This is a genomic window from Streptomyces sp. NPDC052682, from assembly GCF_040678435.1.
Classification (GTDB): domain Bacteria; phylum Actinomycetota; class Actinomycetes; order Streptomycetales; family Streptomycetaceae; genus Streptomyces.
The window spans coordinates 198,000-218,365 of sequence record NZ_JBFATS010000006.1; the positions used below are offsets into that span (position 1 = coordinate 198,000).

Below are 20,366 nucleotides of genomic sequence, written 5' to 3' on the forward strand. Positions count from 1 at the left end.
AAGGCGACGGGGCGATGGAGAAGCTGGAACCGGGGGACCCGCAGCACATCGGCGCGTACCGGCTGCTGGCGCGGCTGGGCGCGGGCGGCATGGGGTACGTCTATCTGGCCCGGTCGGACCGGGGACGTACCGTCGCCGTGAAGTTGGTGCGCGAGGAGCTGGCGCGGCAGGAGGAGTTCCGGGAGCGGTTCCGGCAGGAGGTGCAGGCCGCGCGGCGGGTCGGCGGGCACTGGACCGCGCCGGTGCTCGACGCGGACACCGAGGCCGCCGTCCCCTGGGTCGCCACCGGGTACGTGGCCGGACCCAGCCTGCAGCAGGTCGTCGGGCACGACCACGGGGCCCTGCCCGAGCGGTCCGTGCGGATCCTCGCGGCCGGGCTCGCGCACGCGCTGCAGGACATCCACGCCGCCGGGATCGTGCACCGCGACCTCAAGCCGTCCAACGTGCTGGTGACGATCGACGGCCCGCGCGTCATCGACTTCGGCATCGCGCGGGCGCTGGAGACCGTCACCGACGGCGGCCTCACCCGTACCGGCGCGCTGGTCGGCTCGCCCGGCTTCATGGCGCCCGAGCAGGTGCGCGGCGACCGCATCACCCCGGCCTGCGACGTCTTCTGCCTCGGTTCGGTGCTGGCGTACGCCGCGACCGGCAGGCTCCCCTTCGGCGCCGCCAACAGCGGCGTGCACGCGCTGATGTTCCGCATCGCGCAGGAGGAGCCGGACCTGGACGGCGTGCCGGAGGGGATCGCCGACCTGGTGCGGGAGTGCCTGCGCAAGGACCCGGCGGCGCGCCCGACGCTCGACCGGATCCTGCAGCGCACCGGCGTGGACGACACGGTCGCCGACGGCCGTTCCCGCGACCCCTGGCTGCCCGGCTCCCTGGTCGCCCAACTCGGGCGGCACGCCGTGCGGTTGCTGGACACGGAGGACCCGGAAGGACAGCCGGGCCCCGCCGGACCCGGCCGGCCCGCCGCCACCCCCGAGCACGCCCCCGCCGACGACTCCGCGCCGGCCGCCCCGGGCGCTCCCGCCGGCCCCGCGGTTCCGGCGCCCGGCCGGCCCGGCAGCGGCACACCGGAGCCGGTCGACCACCTCCCCACCGTCGTCGTGGGCCAGGCCCCGGCCACCCCGCCGCCGGCCCCGCACCCGGCGTACGGCCACCCCCAGCAGCACCCCCAGCCGCCCGGCTACGGCTACCCGCCCGGTGCCCCGTACCCCGGGCAGGGCGCCCTCGGCTCCACCCCGCCGTACGGCCCGCCGCCCTTCGGGACGAGCCCGCCGTACGACCCCCGGCCGTCGCGCGGCAGCGGCCGGTCCACCGCCCTGCTCGTGGTGATCGCCCTGGTCGTGGCGATCGCCGCGGGCGGCACGGTCTACGCGTTGATGGACGGCCGGGGCGAGGGCGACCGGGCCGGCGGCGACCCGACACCGACCGCCAGCGCGTCCCCGGCCCGTGGCACCGCCGACCCCGACCCCACCCCCACCTCCGCGGCTCCGGCCACCTCGGCAGCCGCCGACGGCACCATTCCGGCGGCGTACCTGGGCACCTGGACCACCACCATCGACAACGCCGACGGCGAGCACACCCGCCGGCTGACCATCCGGCAGGGCGAGGTGGGCGACACCGTCCTGTCCCTCGTCGCCGACGGCCCCACCGCGAGCGGCACCTACCACTGCGTGTTCGAGGCCGACCTGGCCGCGGCCCCCGACGCCGACGGCCCGCTGGAGATCGGCCCGTCCACCGTCGCGACCGGCCCCCGCGCGGCCTGCTCCCCGGGCGAGCCCACCGAGGTGAGCCTGCTTCCGGACGGCTCGCTGCGCCGCGTCAACACGAGCACCGGGGACGAGCTGACGTACACCAGGCAGTGAGCGCCGGTCCTCCCGCCCGCGGGCGGGAGGACCGGCGCAATCACGCAGAGCGGCGCTGTCGGTACAGTGAGTCACCACTGTCCCGGTACCGCAGGAAGGGAACCCCATGGACCTCATGGCCGCGCGTGAGCGCGTCTTTCGCACGCTCGACGCGGACGGCGACGGCGTGATCTCCCGCGAGGAGTACCTCGCCCGCCCGGCCCGGGCCGCCGCGCGGCTCGGCCGCGCGGCCGACGACCCCCGTGTCGCCGTCGCCCGCGCCGCGCACGAACGCGTCTACGCCTCGATGGACGGCGACGGTGACGGCAGGGTGACCCTCGAGGAGTACGCGGCGTGGGCGGGCGCCCAGAGCTTCGACGACGTCTGCCGGGAGGCGCTGGGGTCCCTGTTCGATCTCGCCGACACCGACGCCGACGGGGCGCTGGACCGGACGGAGTTCGCACGGCTGCGCGAGGTCCTGGGCAACCCCGCCGGCAACGCCACCGAGGCGTTCCACGCGCTGGACACCGACGGGGACGGCCGCGTCGGCCGCGACGAGTACCTGAACGAGATCCGCGCCTTCGTCAGCGACGGCACGTCACGGATGTACGAGGCACTGGTCGCCACCGGCTGACCGCACCACGGCAGCGCCAGTCTCGGGCTGCGTTCAGTCGGCTCGGGTGGCTGCACGCGCCGGGGACTCGCTGCTGGGTAGCCCGGGGTGGGAGCCCCTTGCCGGGCAGCCCGGGCAGTGGCCCTTGGCTGGGTTCGCAGTGACCCTTGGCGGGGTTCACCGTGGCTCCGGGGGCCGTTGCCGGGGCATGTTCGGGCGGGCGGCGCCCCCCGTCGGGCCCGGGAAGCGGCTGTTCGGGCCGGCCGGTTCCGGCCGGCCCGCCCCGGGGGTCATCGCCGACTGCATGCCGAGTGGTGCTCCGCCGGTGCGGAACTCCACCATCCAGTCCGCCGTCTCCGCCCGCACCAGCTCGGAGACGTCCTCCGAGAACCGCCGCAGCACGCCCAGACACCGCTCGGTCGCCTCCGCCGCCGTCCCCTCGGTCGGCCCGAGCACCTCCCGTACGCTCTCCGTCGCCCAGTCGAACTGGAGCGCCAGCAACCGCCGCTGCACCGCCTGCGCCGTCGCCACGTCCCTCATCCAGGAGGACGTCACCCCGAAGAACCGGTCCCCGGCCACGCATGCCACGCCCAGCAGCAGCGCGAGATACCCCCAGGGCGCGACCCCGCCGACCACCCCCGTCACATCCAGCAGCGGCAGCGCGGCCCCGGCCACGGCCCCCGCCGCCGCCCCGGCCCGCAGGGCCCGGGCGCCCCGCCGCTTCCCCACCCGGTCCGCGAGATACCAGGCGGCGGTGTCCAGCGCCCCGCGCTCCACCCACCGGTACAGCTCGTCCAGCCGTACCGCCGGCTCCCCCCAGTCCCCGAGCGGGAACGCCCGCCCGGTCAGGTCCCCCGGCCGGAGCCCGGCCGCCCTCTCGTCCCGCCCGTCCTGAGGCGGCCTCTCGGGCTGCATCTCCGGCTGACCCACCCGGCACTCCCTACTGACCGACTGACTCCGACTGTGCAGTGTCACGCAGCGTGATCGCCCTGCCGCGCCGGACCCTTCCTACCGCCCGTTGGATGGCGAAGGGGAAGGTTTCGCCTGTTTTCCGCTCGGAAGTAGGCCTTGATCGACGGAGCGGCCCGGAGCGGACTTCACCCGAACGAGTGCCGGGGCGGCGGCCGCCCGGACCACGTAGGCTCGTGCCAGGCGGGAAACCCCGCCAGGACAGCCGTACGTAACAGACAGCCGTGCGAAACAGGAGCTGATCGTGATCCCCGGTGGTGGCCAGCCCAACATGCAGCAGCTGCTCCAGCAGGCCCAGAAGATGCAGCAGGACCTCCAGCGGGCGCAGGAGGAACTGGCGCGGACGGAGGTCGAGGGCCAGGCGGGCGGCGGTCTCGTGAAGGCCACCGTCACGGGCGCCGGCGAACTGCGCGCCCTGAAGATCGACCCGAAGGCGGTGGACCCGGAGGACACCGACACCCTCGCCGACCTGGTCGTGGCGGCCGTGCAGGCGGCCAATGAGAACGCGCAGAACCTCCAGCAGGAGAAGCTCGGTCCGCTCGCCCAGGGCCTGGGCGGCGGCGGTTTCCCCGGCCTGCCCTTCTGAGGGAGGCGCGGCCTGCCTTCCTCACCGGGGCGGCGGCCCTCTACCGTACGTACTGAAGCGAACCCAGGAAGGACGGCAGTCCGTTGTACGAAGGCGTGGTCCAGGACCTGATCGACGAGCTCGGGCGGCTGCCCGGGGTCGGTCCGAAGAGCGCCCAGCGGATCGCCTTCCACATCCTCCAGGCGGAACCCACGGACGTACGGCGGCTCGCGCAGGCCCTGATGGAGGTCAAGGCGAAGGTCCGCTTCTGCGCGGTCTGCGGCAACGTCGCGCAGGAGGAACACTGCGCGGTCTGCCGCGACCCGCGCCGCGACCCGGCGGTCATCTGCGTGGTCGAGGAGCCGAAGGACGTCGTGGCGATCGAGCGCACCCGCGAGTTCCGCGGCCGCTACCACGTCCTCGGCGGCGCGATCAGCCCCATCGACGGAGTCGGCCCGGACGACCTGCGCATACGGGAACTGCTCGCACGCCTGGCCGACGGCACGGTCACGGAGCTCATCCTGGCCACGGACCCGAATCTCGAAGGCGAGGCGACAGCGACGTACCTCGCCCGCATGATCAAGCCCATGGGCCTGAAGGTCACCCGCCTGGCCAGCGGCCTCCCGGTGGGTGGCGACCTGGAATACGCGGACGAGGTGACCCTCGGCCGCGCCTTCGAGGGGAGACGACTGCTAGATGTCTGACGCCACGCTGCACGCGACCCACCAGAACCCGGACGACTTCGCGGTCCAGATCGCGGACCAGATCGAGAGCTTCCTGGTGGCCGTCACCGAGGTCGCGAAGGGCGACGAGCCGGACTCGGCGGTCCCCTTCCTCCTTCTCGAGGTCTCCCAGCTCCTGCTGGCCGGCGGCCGCCTGGGCGCGCACGAGGACATCGTCCCCGACGAGCGCTACGAGCCCGACTCGGGCCCCGAACCCGACGTCGACGAACTGCGCGAGAACCTGGCCCGCCTGCTGGAGCCGATCGACGTCTACTCGGAGGTCTTCGACCCCTACGAGCCCCGCAAGGCCCCGGTCCCGGCCCGAATCTCCGACGACCTGGCCGACGTCATCACCGACCTGCGCCACGGCATGGCCCACTACAAGGCGGGCCGCACCACCGAGGCGCTGTGGTGGTGGCAGTTCTCCTACTTCTCCAACTGGGGCTCGACGGCGTCCGCGACCCTGCGCGCGCTGCAGTCCGTGGTGGCCCACGTCCGCCTCAACCAGCCCCTCGAGGAACTCGACGGCCTGGACACCGACCAGGGCATGGGCGACGACACCCTGGAGTTCGAGGCGGGCCGGGTGATGGCCCGCGAGATCGCGGGACCGCTGGGGCTGCGCCCGGCACAGTGACGCCGGTCCGGACCGAAGGCGTGAAGCCGGTCACACAGACGCGCCCGGAAGGCTACGCTCGGTAGCGAACCGGAGAGGCGCACAGGGGAGTGCGCCGGTCGGAGGTGGGGACCGTGTCGGGTACGCACAGCAACAACCAGCCGCCCGTCGCCTGGCGTTACAGCGGCGACCAGCTGAAACGCTGGCGGGCGAGGGCCGACGTCAGCCGCGAGAGACTCGCCTCCGCCGCCAACTACTCCCCGGAGACGATCGCCTCCATGGAGCGCGGCGTACGCCGGCCGTCGCCGCGCGTACTCGACGTGGCGGACGAACTGTGCGGCGCTGAAGGGATGTTGAGCGCGGCCAAGGAGTTCCTGGACCGGGAGCGCTTCCCGGCGCGGGCGCAGGACTTCATGGAGCGGGAGAAGGAGGCGATCAGCCGCTGGTCGTACGACGTCTCGCTCGTGCCGGGGCTGTTGCAGACGAAGGGGTACGCCCGTGCCCTCATCGACAACCGCATCCCGCCCCTGGACGAGGAGACGGTGGAGGAGCGCATCGCCGCCCGTATGGAGCGGCAGTCCATCCTCACCGCACGGAAACCGCCGGTGGGTCTGAGCTTCGTGCTCTACGAGGCGGTGCTGCGCGCGCCCCTGGTGGACGCCGAACAACTGCGCCACCTGGTGGAGGTGGGGCGGCTGCGGAACGTCGTGGTGCAGGTGCTCCCCTTCGAACGGGCCTTCAGCGACGCGCTCATGGGCCCCATGGTGCTGCTGGAGACGCGTGACCACGAGCGTTTCGCCTTCACGGAAGGGCCGTTCGCCAGCGAGCTCTCGGCCGATCCAGGGGTTGTCAGCCGAGTCACCGAGCGGCTTAGCATGATCCGGACGCAGGCTCTCGGGCCCGACGAGTCGGCCCGATTCATCGAGCGGATGGTGGACAGCCGTGAGTGACCAGCTGACATGGTTCAAGTCGAGCTACAGCGACAACGAGGGCGGCGACTGCGTCGAAGTCGCGCTGGACTGGTTCAAGTCCAGCTACAGCGACAACGAGGGCGGCGCCTGCGTCGAGGTCGCCCTTCCCCGCGCCTGTGCCACCGTCCACGTCCGCGACTCCAAGAACCCGGCAGGTCCTCAACTGCAGGTGGCCGGACCGGCCTGGGCCGCTTTCATCGCCGCGGTTCAGCCCGGGGCTTGAGCGTCCGGACCGTCCACCTTGAACAGCGGGTTGGTGCCGTCGAGGTTGAGGGCGTGACCGGGGCGGAAGAACCGTCTGGCCGCCCAGTGGCCGCGCTCGGCCGCCATCCGGAACCACGGCTCCGACGCCTCCAGTCCGTCGCGGTGCTCCACCAGGCGTCCCATCTCCCACATGGACTCCCTGTCACCGGCCGCGACCCCGATGCGCAGCAGACGCTCCGCCTCGTCGAAGTCGTCCTGGAGCTTGGCCAGCATGGCCAGACTGCGCAGCGCCTTCATGTCGCCCGCCTCGGCGGACGCCTTGAGGGCCTCCGGAGTGCCGTAGCGCCGCCGCAGCCGCGCGTTGCGGATGAGCAGCAGGACGCCGACGCCCCACACCACCCAACTCCACTGCAGCAGTGAGCCGTTTCCGGCCACCACACCGACGGTGCTGAGAACCGCGGCGACGATCAACAGACAACCGGCCATGCCTGCCCTCCCGTGTCAGAGGCCGAACAGCCGCCGGAACAGCGGCAGTAGAGGCATGTCCGCCGCGCCGCAGAATGAATCCCGGCGATTTTTTGCTCAGGCCTTCCTCCGCCCTGTACGTCCCCTGCACGCCCCCTAACCGCTCTCCCGCGAGTCTGGAGTCACTTCCTCCACCGGAAGCAACTCCCCTCACTCGTAACGGAGACAGCGATGACTCGTCGTACCGCCCGTGCCTCCATACGCAAGCGCGTCGCCCTCGCCACCGCCGTGGCCGCCGTCGCCTCCGGCACCTTCTTCGCCGGGGTCGGGGTCGCCGGGGCCGAGCCTGCCGGGAAGCCGGCCAAGCCGGTGACCAAGGCGCAGGTGCTCGGGCTGTTCGACCAGTGGAACGCGGCGTTGCAGACCGGGGACCCGAAGAAGGTGGCCGCCCTGTACGCGAGCGACGGGGTGCTGCTGCCCACGGTCTCCAACCAGGTCCGCACCGACAGAGCCGAGATCGTCGACTACTTCGAGCACTTCCTGAAGAACAAGCCGTTCGGCACGAAGATCGAGTCGCACGTCAACATCCTCGACGCCGACAACGCCATCGACACCGGCACCTACGAGTTCGCCCTGACCGACCCCAAGACGCGCGTGAAGAGCACCGTCAAGGCCCGCTACACCTACGTGTACGAGAAGCAGCCCGACGGCAGGTGGCTGATCGTCAACCACCACTCCTCGAAGATGCCCGAAGGCTGATCGTCACGCACAACCCGCCCCCGGGCGCGTCCGTGAGGGCGACCGTCCCGCCGTCGTCCGTCACCAGCTGCTTGACGACGGCGAGGCCGAGGCCCGAGCCGGACTTGCCGGTCAGGCCCTGGCCGCGCCAGAAGCGGTCGAAGGCGCGGGACTTCTCCGCGTCCGACATGCCGGGGCCCTCGTCCAGCACCGACAGGTCCACCTTGTCGCCCCGGGGCTCCACCCGGACGGTGATCGTCCCGCCGTCCGGTGAGACCTCCAGGGCGTTGGAGAGCACGTTGTCCAGCACCTGGTCCAGATGACCGGGGCTGGCCAGCACGAGCGGCCGGCCGTCGGCACTCCCCCCGAGCGTGATGGTGACTCCGCGCTCGTCGGCGGCCGGTCTCCACACCGCCAGCCGCTCCCGCACGATGTCCGTCAGCGGGAGCGGCTCCGCGGCCGACACCTTCGCCTCGGCCCGGGCCAGCACCAGCAGCCCGTTGACCAGCCGGCTCATCCGGACGACCTCCGCGGTCGCCTGCTCCACGTCCTCCCGTACGAACTCGTCGTCCACCCCGTCCGCGATGTTGTCCAGGGACAGCCGCAACGCCGTCAGCGGCGTGCGCAGCTGGTGGGAGGCGTCCGCGACGAAGATGCGCTGCGCCGCGATCAGGGTGCCCAGGCGTTCCGCGCCCTGGTTGAGGGTGCGGGCCAGCGTCTGGGTCTCGGGCGGGCCGGTGACGGGGGAGCGGGCGGTCAGGTCGCCGTCGCCGAACCTGCTCGCCATGTCGTTGAGCTGCCGCAGCGGGCGGGTCAGGCGCCGGGCGACCAGGACGCCCAGCAGGGCGGCGACGCCGAGCACGAGCACGGCGAGGACGGCCCGGAAGCCCCAGATCTGCCAGAGGCGGGAGGTCATCTCGCCCGTGGCGTACCGGACGCGTACGGCTCCGACGACCGGGCCCCGGGCGTCGTCGGCGCCCGTGGCGTGCCGATGGGCGGGGACCGTGACGACCAGGTGGTCCCCCCAGATGAAGTCCGAGCCCCAGTCCACGGTCGGCTCGCCGTGCCGCAGCGCCTTGGCCAGGGCCGCGTCCCGGGCGGGCGCCGGCAGGGCGGGGGAGCAGTGGCCGGTGGGAGTGACCTCGATGACGTCCTCGTACGCCCTGGCCATGTCCTCCAGGGCCCGGCAGGAGGCGGCGCGGTCGTTGCCCAGCAGCAGGGCCATGGCGTCGGCCTCGCGCAGCACGGCGGTCCTGGTGTCGTCACGCAGCTGCGCGGTGAGCGTGAACGCCACGGGCACCGTGAACAGCGCGATGGCGACCGCGACGAGCAGAACGTAACTACGGACGAGCTGACGAATCACCGCACGTCGCCCCGGACTCGCCCGCCGGTTTCACCCGGGCTGGCGTTCTCCTGCGGCCTGTCGGCTTCCTCCGGGCTGACGATCTCCAGGCGGAAGCCCACCCCGCGGACCGCCTCGATCGTGATCGCGCCCTTCAGCTTGCGCCGCAGCGCCGCCACGTGCACGTCCAGCGTCTTGGTCGGGCCGAACCAGTTGGCGTCCCAGACCGCCTCCATGATCTGCTCGCGGGACATCAGCGCCCCGGGCTCCTCGGTGAGGAAGGCCAGCAGGTCGTACTCCTTGGGCGCGAGGGCCACCTCCTCGCCGTCCAGCCGGACCCGGGCCGCCTTGCGGTCGATGGTCAGGCGGGGGCCGTAGCGGTCGGGGCCGGTGCCCGCGGCCCCGGCCGTACGGGGCTGCATGCGGCGCATCACCGCCCGTATCCGGGCGATGACCTCGCGGACGCCGAACGGCTTGGAGACGTAGTCGTCGGCGCCCAGCTCCAGGCCGACCACCCGGTCCGTCTCGTCGCTGCGCGCGCTGATCACGATGATCGGCACGTCGCCGCGCTCGCGCAGCGCCTTGCACACGTCCAGCCCGTCGGTGTCGGGCAGGCCGAGGTCGAGCAGGACCACCTCGTAGGGGCCCGCGTGGCTCAGCGCCGCCCGGCCCGTGGTCACCCACTCCACCTCGAAGCCGTAGCGCTGCAGGCCGCGCCGCAGGGACTCGGCGACCGGCTCGTCGTCTTCCACCAGGAGTACACGCACAGGGCGAACCCTAGTGGTTGAAAGTTAAGCCACTGGTGAGGTCCGAACCGCGGCCGCCCGCCTGTGACGCCACCCACTTTGCGCGTGAGGTCCCCCGGAATGGGCAGGTGCTCGTCCGGACGCGGGCGGCTGTCTCACCATGCGATACCACGGCAGGGTGTTTTGGACGCTCGTTAGACTGAGCCGACAGATACGGACCAAGCGAGGAGCGCACGTGGGCCTTGTCGTGCAGAAGTACGGAGGCTCCTCCGTAGCCGATGCCGAAGGCATCAAGCGCGTCGCCAAGCGGATCGTGGAAGCCAAGAAGAACGGCCACCAGGTGGTCGCCGTGGTTTCCGCGATGGGCGACACGACGGACGAGCTGATCGATCTCGCCGAGCAGGTTTCCCCGATGCCTGCCGGGCGTGAGCTCGACATGCTGCTGACCGCCGGAGAGCGGATCTCCATGGCCCTGCTGGCCATGGCGATCAAGAACCTGGGCCACAGCGCCCAGTCCTTCACCGGCAGCCAGGCAGGTGTCATCACCGACTCGGTCCACAACAAAGCCCGGATCATCGACGTCACGCCGGGCCGGATCCGGGACTCGCTGAACGAGGGCAACATCGCCATCGTCGCCGGGTTCCAGGGCGTCAGCCAGGACACCAAGGACATCACCACCCTCGGCCGCGGCGGCTCGGACACGACGGCGGTCGCGCTGGCCGCCGCCCTCGACGCCGAGGTGTGCGAGATCTACACCGACGTCGACGGCGTGTTCACCGCCGACCCGCGTGTGGTGAAGAAGGCCCGGAAGATCGACTGGATCTCCTTCGAGGACATGCTGGAGCTGGCCTCGTCCGGGTCCAAGGTGCTGCTCCACCGCTGTGTGGAGTACGCCCGCCGGTACAACATCCCGATCCACGTCCGGTCCAGCTTCAGCGGACTTCAGGGCACGTGGGTCAGCAGTGAGCCGATTGGGGACAAGCAGGTGGAGCAGGCCATCATCTCCGGTGTCGCGCACGACACCTCCGAGGCCAAGATCACGGTCGTCGGCGTGCCGGACAAGCCGGGCGAGGCGGCCTCGATCTTCCGCACGATCGCCGACGCCGAGATCAACATCGACATGGTCGTGCAGAACGTGTCCGCCGCCTCCACGGGCCTGACGGACATCTCCTTCACGCTGCCGAAGACCGAGGGCCGCAAGGCCATCGACGCGCTGGAGAAGAACAAGTCCGCCATCGGCTTCGAGTCGCTGCGCTACGACGACCAGATCGGCAAGATCTCCCTCGTCGGCGCCGGCATGAAGACCAACCCCGGCGTCACGGCCGACTTCTTCACCGCGCTGTCCGACGCCGGCGTGAACATCGAGCTGATCTCGACCTCCGAGATCCGTATCTCGGTGGTCACCCGGGCCGACGACGTGCCCGAGGCCGTGCGCGCCGTGCACACCGCGTTCGGACTCGACTCCGACAGCACCGAGGCCGTCGTCTACGGGGGCACCGGACGCTGATGACCCCGGATGCCGGGCGCGCCGGCAGGCCGACGCTGGCGGTCGTGGGCGCGACCGGGGCCGTCGGCACGGTCATGCTCCAGATCCTGTCCCAGCGGGCGGACATCTGGGGCGAGATCCGACTCATCGCCTCGCCGCGCTCGGCCGGCCGCAAGCTGGCCGTGCGCGGCGAGCAGGTCGAGGTGGTGGCCCTCGGCGAGGAGGCCTTCGACGGGGTCGACATCGCGCTGTTCGACGTCCCCGACGAGGTGTCCGCCCAGTGGGCGCCGGTCGCCGCCGCCAAGGGCGTGGTGGTGGTCGACAACTCCGGCACGTTCCGGCTGGATGCGGACGTGCCGCTCGTCGTGCCCGAGGTCAACCCGCACGCGGTACGGATGCGGCGGCGCGGGATCATCGCCAACCCCAGCTGCACCACGCTGTCCATGATCGTGGCCCTGGGCGCGCTGCACGCCGAGTTCGGGCTGTGCGAGCTGGTCGTCTCGGCGTACCTGGCGGCCAGCGGGGCCGGGCGCGCGGGTGTGGCGACGCTGCGGGAGCAGCTGTCCCTGGTCGCCGGTACGGAGCTGGGCACCAGCCCCGGTGACGTGCGGCGGGCCGTGGGGGACCGCACCGGGCCGTTCCCGGAGCCGCTCGCGCTGAACGTGGTGCCGTGGGCCGGTTCGGCGCGGGAGGACGGCTGGAGCTCGGAGGAGATGAAGGTCCGGGGCGAGTCCCGCAAGATCCTCGGCCTGCCCGAGCTGCCGGTCGCGGTGACCTGCGTACGGGTCCCGGTGGTCACCGCGCACGCGCTGACCGTGCACGCCCGCTTCGAGGGCGAGGTCACCGTCGACAAGGCCCGCGAGATCCTGGCCACGGCCCCCGGCGTCGTCCTCTTCGACAACCCCGGGGCCGGGGAGTTCCCCACCCCCGCGGACGTGGTCGGCACCGACCCCACGTGGGTGGGCCGGGTCCGCCGCTCCCTGGACGACCCGACGGCACTGGAACTGTTCGTGTGCGGGGACAACCTCCGCAAGGGCTCCGCCCTGAACGCGGCCCAGATCGCGGAACTGGTGGCCGCGGAAACGGCGTGAGCGGCCCGGCCCGGCGGGGCCCCGGCCCGGGCCCCCGGGTACGTGACTTTGCTCCCGTGGTGACGCAAAACCCCCGGCAGACACAGAAACCGTTTGTAGGATCTCCGTAAGACATGTGAGCCGGGACTTGGTCCGGACCACTTGTACCGGGCCCGTCCGGCACTCGAGGATTTGCCTCCCCGCCCTCCGCAACCACGCGGAGGGCGGGGAGCGTCTTTGCGGTCACCCCTTCGTGGGCGTGGGGGCTCTTTCAGGCGTGGGGACGCCTGGAACCGGGCGTGGGGACGTCCGTTCACATTGGATAACAGGGGAAGAGCGGGACGCATGAGGGCAATCGAGGCGCTGTCGGACGTGCTGCCTGACGCGGGAAGACGGCCGCCGGCGACGGCCGACGCGAAAGTGACGCCCGGCACGTACAACCCTGACGGGGGTGAGCGTGTCCAACTGGCGTGGCAGAGGTTCTCGACTTTGTGGCAGCGCGCGGCACGGCCCTACGGCCGCCCCGCCCGGCGGCTCTCCGACCCCGCATGCCCGGCGCGCCCGGTGGCATGCCGGTGATCGCGCCCATGCCCGCAGCGCGGCCGGCCCGCATACCCAGTCAGCGTGACGGCGCGGAGCACGCCGACGACACCGTGGCGGCCGGCACCACCGTCGACCACCTCACCGAGACCTACCGCGCGCACTACCGCTCGCTGCTGGGTCTCGCCGCGCTCCTCCTCGACGACACGGCCTCCTGCGAGGACGTCGTCCAGGAGGCGTTCATCCGTGTCCACTCGGCCCGCAAACGCGTCCGCGACCCCGAGAAGACCCTGGCCTACCTGCGCCAGACGGTCGTCAACCTGTCGCGTTCGGCGCTGCGCCGCCGCATCCTCGGCCTGAAGCTGCTGTCGAAGCCCATGCCCGACATGGCCAGCGCCGAGGAGGGTGCCTACGACCAGCTGGAGCGCGACTCCCTCATCAAGGCGATGAAGGGCCTGCAGCGCCGCCAGCGCGAGGTGCTGGTGCTGCGCTACTTCGCGGACATGACCGAGGCGCAGGTCGCCGAGACGCTCGGCATATCGCTGGGCTCGGTCAAGGCGTACGGCTCGCGCGGCATCGCGGCGCTCCGGATCGCCATGGAGGCGCCGGCATGAGCGACGGCAACGAGGCGCGGCGCGACGGACGCGACCGCCACGAGCCCTTCGAGTGGCACGAGCCGACGCGGCCGCCCGGGCGGGGGCCGGAGCGGCCGCGGCTGGACGGACAAGAGCCGAAGCAATCGCACGCTGGGAACGAAACTGTGAACCACGGCCCCGACGACCAGGACCCCGAGGGGTTCGGCTCGGACGAGCTGGCCCTGCGCAGGATGCTGCAGCAGGCGGTGCAGGAGGTGGAGCCGCGCGACGGCACCCTGGAGTACCTGCGGCGGGCGGTACCCGCCCGGCGGGCCCGCAAGCGGCAGGCCGCCGTCGGCATGGCCGCCGCCGCCCTCTTCGTGTGCACCGCCGTCCCCGCCCTGGTGCACGTCTCCAACACCGCCGGCTCCGACGCCAACCCGTCCGTCGCCGGCCACGCCTCGCAGACCCAGGGCGGCGCGACCCAGGGCAAGGGACCGGACGGCGGCGAGTCCACCTCCGGCGGCACCGGCGACAAGCCCCAGGACAAGGGCAAAGACCAGAAGAAGGACAAGGGCCGGGGCAAGGGCACCGGAACCGGCAGCGGCACGTCCCAGGGCACCGGCCCCTCCGCCGGCACCCCGGCGGGCCTGCCCCTGTGTACGGCCGCGCAGCTCGGCCCCGCCGCCGGCAGCAGCGGCGCCCCCGACTCCACCGGCGCCGTCTACGGCTCCTTCCGGGTCGCCAACGTCTCCACCGCCTCCTGCACGGTCACCGCCCCCGGCGGTGTGAGCGCCTTCGCGCAGGGCGCCGCCGACCCGTCCCGGGTCGGCTCGGCCCGGCACGTGGCCGGGGACGCGGCCGCCGGACTGCTGCCCGACCCGTCGCTGGACGCCGCCCAGCTGGTGCTGGCGCCGGGCGCGGCGTACGAGGTGAAGTTCGCCTGGGTGCCCTCCGCCACCTGCCCCGCCGACGGCGGCGGCACCACCGACGGCGGCGGCACGGGCGGGACTGATCCCACCCCCGACCCGACGCCCACCGAGGACCCCACCACCACGGCCGGCGGCACCACCACCGACGGCACCACGGGCACGGCCCCGCAGCTGGTCAGGGAGGACGGCACGGTCGACGGCAGCGTCGCGGTGACCTACACCCCGCAGACCGGCTCCGGCGCGGCGACGGTCACGGTGCCCAACGCCTGCGCGGGGACCGTGTACTGGACGGGCCTGCTGGCCGGGTCCTGAGGGCCGGCGACCGAGGAGAACCCCGGTCTCACACCCCGGACGGGCTGCGGTCCCGCTGCTCGTCCGGGACCAGCCCCAGCTCGGCGTCGCGCGCGAACTCGATCTCGCGCCGCAGCAACCGGAACCACATGAAGATCACGAACCCGACGAAGGCGAACCACTCGGCGGTGTAGCCCAGGTTCTGGAAGGCCTTCAGGTCGAGCCCGGTGTTCTGCGGCGCGCTCGCCGGCACCGCCTTCATGCCCGCGTCGGCCCGGTTCAGCGTGACCCAGGCGTCGTACACGTCGTAGGGCACCAGGTTGATCAGCGAGGCCGCGCTGATCGCCGCGGTCTGCCCGGGCGGCAGCCCGCCCCGGGCGCTGACGCCGTTGTCGCCGGGCGTCTCGGACGCCTGGAGCGCGCCGGTGACCGTGACCTGCCCGGTGGGCGGCGCGGGTGCCTTCGCCGCATCGGGGGTGCCGGGCAGCCAGCCCCGTACGACCGGCAGCGCCTTGCCGGAGCCGGTGCGCAGCAGCGTCAGCACGTAGTAGCCCTGCCTGCCGTCCAGCTCCCGGCCGGGTACCAGCAACTGCGTGCCGTACCGGCCGGTGGCGGTGACCTGCTTGCCGGAGGTGGCCTTGGTCACGGGCAGCAGCTCGTCCAGCGGCCGGGGCGCCTCCCGCCGGGCCGAGGCGACCTGCTCGCTCGCGCTGCGGTCCTCCTGCACCCGGTCCTCGAACCGGCCCAGCTGCCACGACCCCATGAAGACGCAGAACGGGATGGCGAGCAGCACGAAGACGTTGATCCCCCACCAGCGGGGCGTCAGCAGAAACCGGTACACACCCCCACGGTACGGGGGCCGGACGGCCGCCCGGGCCCCGGGTCAGGCCTTGGCCGCCCGCAGCGAGTACATCAGCGGGATGCGCGGCCGGTCCGCCGGATAGCGGTAGTAGCCGTCGCGCACCTCGAAGCACCCGAACCTCCGGAACAGCGACACGTCGTGCTCGTGCAGGAACTCCAGGCGCAGCCCGGCCGCGGCGAGCGCGGAGACGACCTCGCCGAGCGGGTGCTGCCACTCCACGCGGCGGTTGTGGCGGGTGGCGGCGTCCTGGGCCGCGTACGTGCCCGGCGTGTCCTCGACCCAGGCGTCCCGGGCGAAGTAGTCGTGGGTGATCCGGGAGCCGGTCTCGTCGTCGAGGATGTCGGCGAGCGGATGGAACTCGGCGAGGTAGAGGAACCCGCCGGGCGCCACCAGCGAGGCGGCCGTGCGCGCCCAGCGGGTGAGGTCCGGCAGCCAGCACAGCGCGCCGACGCCCGTGTAGACGATGTCGTACGACTCCTCCGGTACGGCTTCGGCCGCGTCGTAGACGTCGGCCGTGACGAAGGCCGCCCGCTCCGGGCCGAGTCCCAGGTCGGCGGCGAGGCCGCGAGCCGTCTCGACGGCCCGCGGCGAGAAGTCCAGGCCGACCACGCGGGACGCGCCGTGCCGGGCCCAGGACAGGGTGTCGAGCCCGATGTGGCACTGCAGGTGCAGCAGCGTGCGGCCGGTGACGTCGCCCACCTCGGCCAGCTCGAAGGCGCGCAGCGGGTCGGCGCCGGCCCGGAAACCGTCGAGGTCGTAGTACGCGCTCGTGGCGTGCACCTCGGCGCGCTCGTCCCAGTGGGCACGGTTGGCCTCGCGCCAGTCGGACGGGGTGGGGGAGTACATCGGGGACCCTTCTGACCTGCGGGACGGGTGGGACCGGTGGAGGTTATCCACAGGCTGTGCAGCTCGCCAGCGAATTGTCGGAGCGGGCGTGCAGTATGGGGCCATGACTGAGCGCAACGGGTCCGGCGCACGCGAGCAGCGGGAGCACCGGAGCCACGAGGAGCAAGGCGGGCACATGGGGTACGGCGAGGAGATGCCGGACTGGGAGAAGCGCTTCCGGGCGCCGAGGGTCTCCCTGCCGGACTGGGCGGAGGACGCACCCGACCGCTCCCTGTTCGTGTCGAACGCGACGGGGACGTACGAGCTGTACGCCTGGGACCGGTCGACCGGCCGGCAGCGCCAGGTGACCGACCGGCCGAACGGCACGACGGACGGCGTGCTCTCCCCGGACGGCCGGTGGATCTGGTGGTTCGACGACAAGGACGGCGACGAGTTCGGCGTGTGGCGCCGCCAGCCCTTCGAAGGCGGTGCCGACGAGGTCGCCGCGCCCGGCCTGGACCCGTCCTACCCGGCGGGCCTCGCCCTCGGCCGGGACGGGCGCACGGCGGTGGTGGGCCGCTCCACGGACGAGGACGGCACGACGATCCACCTCGTGCGGGACGGCCAGGACCCGGTGGAGATCTACCGGCACCGCGAGTCCGCGGGCGTCGGCGACCTCTCCCACGACGGCTCGCTCATCGCGATCGAGCACACCGAGCACGGCGACGCCATGCACTCCGCGCTGCGCGTGCTGCGCCCCGACGGCACCACGGTCGCCGAGCTCGACGACACCAAGGGCGGCGCCGAGGAGCTGGGCCTGGAGGTGCTGGGCTTCGCGCCCGTCGCCGGTGACACGCGTCTGCTCGTCGGGCACCAGCGGCGCGGACGCTGGGAGCCGCTGGTGTGGGACGTGGCCACGGGTGAGGAGAGCGACCTGGCCCTGGAGCTGCCCGGCGACGTGAGCGCCGAGTGGTACCCGGACGGCTCGGGCCTGCTCATCGTGCACAGCTTCGAGGCGCGCAGCGAGATGTACCGCTACGACCTGGCGCGGCGCGAGCTGGAGCGTGTGCCGACCCCGCCGGGCACGGTGTCGGGGGCGACGGCCCGGCCCGACGGCAGCGTGGAGTACCTGTGGTCGTCGGCCGCCGAGCCGTCGGCGGTGCGGTCCACGGCCGGCGGGGTGGTGCTGGACCCGCCCGGGATGAAGTCGCCGGGTTCGGTGCCGGTTCAGGACGTGTGGGTGGAGGGCCCCGGCGGCCGTATCCACGCCCTCGTCCAGAAACCGGCGGGCGCCACCGGCCCGCTCCCCACCGTCTTCGACATCCACGGCGGGCCCACCTGGCACGACAGCGACTCCTTCGCGGCGGGCCCGGCGGCCTGGGTGGACCACGGCTACGCGGTCGTCCGGGTCAACTACCGCGGCTCGACGGGCTACGGCCGCGCCTGGACGGACGCCCTGAAGCACCGGGTCGGCCTGATCGAGCTGGAGGACATCGCGGCGGTCCGCGAGTGGGCCGTCACCTCGGGCCTGGCCGACCCCGACCGTCTGATCCTCACCGGCGGTTCCTGGGGCGGCTACCTCACCCTGCTCGGCCTGGGCGTCCAGCCGGACGCGTGGACGCTGGGCATCGCCGCCGTCCCGGTCGCCGACTACGTCACCGCGTACCACGACGAGATGGAGGCGCTGAAGGCGCTGGACCGCACCCTGCTCGGCGGCACCCCGGAGGAGGTCCCGGAGCGCTTCGAGGCCTCCTCCCCGATCACCTACGTCGACCAGGTCAAGGCCCCGGTCTACATCTCGGCCGGCGTCAACGACCCGCGCTGCCCGATCCGCCAGATCGAGAACTACGTCAAACGCCTCGAGGCCAGGGGCGCGGTGCACGAGGTGTACCGCTACGACGCCGGGCACGGCTCCCTGGTGGTGGACGAGCGCATCAAGCAGGTGCGGCTGGAGCTGGAGTTCGCGGAGCGGCACCTCAAGAAGGCCCAGGTGTGACAGCTCCTGCGGCGGGGCGGGGTGTTCAGGACACGGTCCGCTCCCGCCTCCGCCGCCCCAGCAACTCCGCGAGCCCCCGCCGGGTGGCCGCCAGCACCACCCGGTCCTCGCCGCGCAGGACGTACGTCTCGGGCAGGTCCCACACCAGCCCGGAGGAACCCCTGCCCTCCTCCCCCCGCACGTCCAGCGCCAGCACCCGCCACGCCCCGGCCCGGAAGGCCTCGCCCACCGTCCGGCCCTCCAGCTGCGGATGCCCGCCGACCCGCACCGCGGCGAACAGCAGCACCCGCCGCTCCACGGGGATCGCCCCGAGGATCTGACGGCCCAGCATCGCCCCGGCGAACGCCGGAGCCGCCAGGTGGGACACGCTCCGGCTGCGGGTCAGGGCGTGCGGATGGGCGGCGCGCAGGGTGCGGTACACGGCGGTGGCGAAGTCGTCGTCGTACAGGCGCAGCACCACCCGCAGGTCGGGGCGGACGGACCGCGCGTACAGCACGGCCTCCAGGTTGGTGGTGTCCGCGCTGGTCACCGCGAGCAGGGCGTGCGCCCGATGGATCTTGGCGGCCTCCAGGACGCCCTCCTGGGTGACGTCCCCGAGCACCACCGGCACCCGCAGCCGCCGGGCCGTGGCCAGGCCCCGCGCCTCGGGGTCGGCCTCGACGCACACCACGGGGATCTGCAGTTCCCGCAGCCGGGTCAGCACCCGGGTGCCGATCTTGCCGAGGCCGAGCAGGACGACGTGCCCGCCCAGCCCGCGCGGCGGTTTGCGCAGGGCGGAGGCGCTGCGGAAGGTGCCGAGCGCCTCCAGCACCGCCGCCAGCAGCACCGGAAGCAGCAGCAACCCGACCAGACCGGAGAGGAGTTGCAGGACCTGACGGGCGGTGGGCTGGTGCAGGGCGGGGTCGTTGATGGCGAACAGGTCGAGGAGCGTGAGGTACGTGGCGTACAGGAAGTGCTCGCCGGTCACCACCGACAGCGCGACGGCCAGCGCGACCACACAGCCCACCAGCCCGGCCAGCGACCAGCGCAGCCGCCGGGAGAAGAAGGAGGCGAACGGCGGGACACCGCCGCGGCCGGGCGGCAGCGCGGGACCCGAGTACGACACCTGCTCCAGCATGATCGCGCCGCGCCCGGTCGCCGCCGCCACCGCCGCGGAGTCGGGCAGCAGCCGCGGCCCCTGCTCGCCGCTGCCCTCCGAACCGTCCGATCCGGCCGGGTCGTTGCTGGTCGCGGAGAGCAGCGCCAGCGTGCACATGCCCGGGTCGGCCACCTCCTCCCCGGGCCGGGGCGGCTGCCGTTCCACCGCGCGCAGCACCAGCCCGTCCGTCTGGACGACCTTGCTGGTGCCGGCGAGGGCGGTGGCGGCCAGGGCGGGCGCGGCCGTGTCGGCGTCGGACAGCACGGTCGTGGACGCGTCGCCGGCCGGACCCGGGGTGCCGCCCGTCGCCAACGCGGCGGCCTGGTCGAGGAGTTCCTCGATGTGCTGGCCGAGCCGGCGGTTGTACAGCCGCAGCACCAGCCGCAGCCGCGGGTTGAGGCGGCGGGCGGTGAGGGCGGCGCGGATGTTGGTCTCGTCGTCGTCGTACACCAGGGCCAGGGCGGCGGCCCGCTCCACACCCGCCTCGGCGAGCACGGCCTCGGTGAGCTCGGGGGCCTCGATGACCCGCTCCGCCGCACCGCCGGGCTCACCGCCGTTGCCGCCCGCCCGGTTGACGGCCGCGCTCACCACCCGGACCCGGTCCAGGAGCGCCGCGGAGGCGGCCCGGGCCCGCCCGGCCGCGGGCTGCCGCCCGGCATGCCGGGAGGACGGCACGACGAGCGTGACCTGTTCGCCGTACACCCCGCGCAGTTCGGCCGCGAGCCGGTGCGCGAGACCGTCGTCTCCGCACACCACCATGTGCGTCGCCGGGTCACCCGGCGGACCCTGGTTCGGAACGCTCCCCACGAGGAAGAAGACTGCCTCACCGGGACGGGTGGTTCCACAGGGGACGGCG

At 73.0% G+C, this 20,366-nt stretch carries 20 protein-coding genes; 13 read left to right on the forward strand and 7 right to left on the reverse strand.

The annotated features are described in order from the left end of the window. Window positions 1–14 precede the first annotated feature (14 nt). Together AB0K80_RS11520 and AB0K80_RS11525 are read left to right on the forward strand one after the other, a co-directional pair. On the forward strand, window positions 15–1,868 hold the full coding sequence (locus tag AB0K80_RS11520) for a serine/threonine-protein kinase (protein ID WP_365668266.1): 1,854 nt from the start codon (window positions 15–17) through the stop codon (window positions 1,866–1,868). Window positions 1,869–1,974: 106 nt separating this feature from the next. Beyond that, a complete protein-coding gene (locus AB0K80_RS11525) occupies window positions 1,975–2,481 on the forward strand; it encodes an EF-hand domain-containing protein (RefSeq protein ID WP_365668268.1) in 507 nt (168 codons plus the stop codon). Window positions 2,482–2,637: 156 nt separating this feature from the next. Here AB0K80_RS11525 and AB0K80_RS11530 read toward each other — a convergent pair whose 3' ends face one another. Then, a complete protein-coding gene (locus tag AB0K80_RS11530; RefSeq protein WP_365668270.1) occupies window positions 2,638–3,390 on the reverse strand; it encodes an SLATT domain-containing protein in 753 nt (250 codons plus the stop codon). Between the two features lie 283 nt (window positions 3,391–3,673). On the opposite strand from AB0K80_RS11530, the gene AB0K80_RS11535 reads away from it, so the two are divergent. The 5 genes from AB0K80_RS11535 (at window position 3,674) to AB0K80_RS11555 (ending at window position 6,523) form a co-directional block, all read left to right on the forward strand. Continuing rightward, a complete protein-coding gene (locus tag AB0K80_RS11535) occupies window positions 3,674–4,015 on the forward strand; it encodes a YbaB/EbfC family nucleoid-associated protein (protein WP_365668272.1) in 342 nt (113 codons plus the stop codon). An 83-nt stretch (window positions 4,016–4,098) separates the two neighbouring features. After that, window positions 4,099–4,698, forward strand: a complete 600-nt coding sequence (gene recR / locus AB0K80_RS11540) for a recombination mediator RecR (RefSeq protein WP_365668274.1) — start codon at window positions 4,099–4,101, stop codon at window positions 4,696–4,698. Next, on the forward strand, window positions 4,691–5,350 hold the full coding sequence (locus AB0K80_RS11545; RefSeq protein WP_365668276.1) for a DUF5063 domain-containing protein: 660 nt from the start codon (window positions 4,691–4,693) through the stop codon (window positions 5,348–5,350). The genes recR and AB0K80_RS11545 overlap by 8 nt, the downstream gene beginning before the upstream one ends. A gap of 113 nt (window positions 5,351–5,463) precedes the next feature. Next, entirely contained in the window at window positions 5,464–6,279 is an 816-nt protein-coding gene (locus AB0K80_RS11550) for a helix-turn-helix transcriptional regulator (protein ID WP_365668277.1), read from the forward strand. Then, window positions 6,272–6,523, forward strand: coding sequence for a DUF397 domain-containing protein (locus AB0K80_RS11555; RefSeq protein WP_365668279.1), 252 nt, complete (start codon window positions 6,272–6,274; stop codon window positions 6,521–6,523). The genes AB0K80_RS11550 and AB0K80_RS11555 overlap by 8 nt, the downstream gene beginning before the upstream one ends. On the opposite strand, the gene AB0K80_RS11560 is transcribed toward AB0K80_RS11555, so the two are convergent. Beyond that, a complete protein-coding gene (locus AB0K80_RS11560; protein WP_365668280.1) occupies window positions 6,508–6,990 on the reverse strand; it encodes a sel1 repeat family protein in 483 nt (160 codons plus the stop codon). The two genes, AB0K80_RS11555 and AB0K80_RS11560, sit on opposite strands and share 16 nt — an antisense overlap. 210 nt (window positions 6,991–7,200) lie before the next feature. Between AB0K80_RS11560 and AB0K80_RS11565 the strand changes: the two genes are divergently transcribed. After that, window positions 7,201–7,728, forward strand: coding sequence for an SgcJ/EcaC family oxidoreductase (locus tag AB0K80_RS11565; RefSeq protein ID WP_365668283.1), 528 nt, complete (start codon window positions 7,201–7,203; stop codon window positions 7,726–7,728). Here AB0K80_RS11565 and AB0K80_RS11570 read toward each other — a convergent pair. Continuing rightward, window positions 7,694–9,070 carry a HAMP domain-containing sensor histidine kinase gene (locus tag AB0K80_RS11570; protein WP_365668285.1) on the reverse strand — a complete coding sequence of 459 codons (1,377 nt, stop codon included), beginning with the start codon at window positions 9,068–9,070 and terminating at the stop codon, window positions 7,694–7,696. The two genes, AB0K80_RS11565 and AB0K80_RS11570, sit on opposite strands and share 35 nt — an antisense overlap. Beyond that, complete coding sequence (locus AB0K80_RS11575; RefSeq protein ID WP_365668287.1) at window positions 9,067–9,816, reverse strand: response regulator transcription factor; 750 nt, start codon at window positions 9,814–9,816, stop codon at window positions 9,067–9,069. The genes AB0K80_RS11570 and AB0K80_RS11575 overlap by 4 nt, the downstream gene beginning before the upstream one ends. Window positions 9,817–10,030: 214 nt before the next feature. Between AB0K80_RS11575 and AB0K80_RS11580 the strand changes: the two genes are divergently transcribed. The 4 genes from AB0K80_RS11580 to AB0K80_RS11595 all read left to right on the forward strand — a co-directional run bounded on the left by AB0K80_RS11580 (window position 10,031) and on the right by AB0K80_RS11595 (window position 14,710). Then, window positions 10,031–11,302 carry an aspartate kinase gene (locus AB0K80_RS11580; protein WP_365668289.1) on the forward strand — a complete coding sequence of 424 codons (1,272 nt, stop codon included), beginning with the start codon at window positions 10,031–10,033 and terminating at the stop codon, window positions 11,300–11,302. Beyond that, entirely contained in the window at window positions 11,302–12,372 is a 1,071-nt protein-coding gene (locus AB0K80_RS11585) for an aspartate-semialdehyde dehydrogenase (RefSeq protein WP_365668290.1), read from the forward strand. The genes AB0K80_RS11580 and AB0K80_RS11585 overlap by 1 nt, the downstream gene beginning before the upstream one ends. 449 nt (window positions 12,373–12,821) lie before the next feature. Then, window positions 12,822–13,505 (forward strand): SigE family RNA polymerase sigma factor, encoded by a 684-nt coding sequence (locus tag AB0K80_RS11590; protein ID WP_365668292.1) that lies wholly within the window; start codon window positions 12,822–12,824, stop codon window positions 13,503–13,505. Then, the gene (locus AB0K80_RS11595; RefSeq protein WP_365668293.1) at window positions 13,502–14,710 is read left to right on the forward strand and encodes a hypothetical protein; all 1,209 of its coding nucleotides are present in this window, start codon (window positions 13,502–13,504) and stop codon (window positions 14,708–14,710) included. The genes AB0K80_RS11590 and AB0K80_RS11595 overlap by 4 nt, the downstream gene beginning before the upstream one ends. 28 nt (window positions 14,711–14,738) lie before the next feature. On the opposite strand, the gene AB0K80_RS11600 is transcribed toward AB0K80_RS11595, so the two are convergent. After that, the gene (locus AB0K80_RS11600; protein WP_365668295.1) at window positions 14,739–15,530 is read right to left on the reverse strand and encodes an SURF1 family protein; all 792 of its coding nucleotides are present in this window, start codon (window positions 15,528–15,530) and stop codon (window positions 14,739–14,741) included. A gap of 42 nt (window positions 15,531–15,572) precedes the next feature. After that, window positions 15,573–16,397, reverse strand: a complete 825-nt coding sequence (locus tag AB0K80_RS11605) for a class I SAM-dependent methyltransferase (RefSeq protein ID WP_365668297.1) — start codon at window positions 16,395–16,397, stop codon at window positions 15,573–15,575. Window positions 16,398–16,500: 103 nt separating this feature from the next. On the opposite strand from AB0K80_RS11605, the gene AB0K80_RS11610 reads away from it, so the two are divergent. Continuing rightward, window positions 16,501–18,372, forward strand: coding sequence for a prolyl oligopeptidase family serine peptidase (locus tag AB0K80_RS11610; protein ID WP_365668299.1), 1,872 nt, complete (start codon window positions 16,501–16,503; stop codon window positions 18,370–18,372). Between the two features lie 25 nt (window positions 18,373–18,397). Here the strand turns inward: AB0K80_RS11610 and AB0K80_RS11615 are convergent, their stop codons facing one another. Beyond that, on the reverse strand, window positions 18,398–20,269 hold the full coding sequence (locus tag AB0K80_RS11615) for an NAD-binding protein (protein ID WP_365668575.1): 1,872 nt from the start codon (window positions 20,267–20,269) through the stop codon (window positions 18,398–18,400). Window positions 20,270–20,366 lie beyond the last annotated feature (97 nt).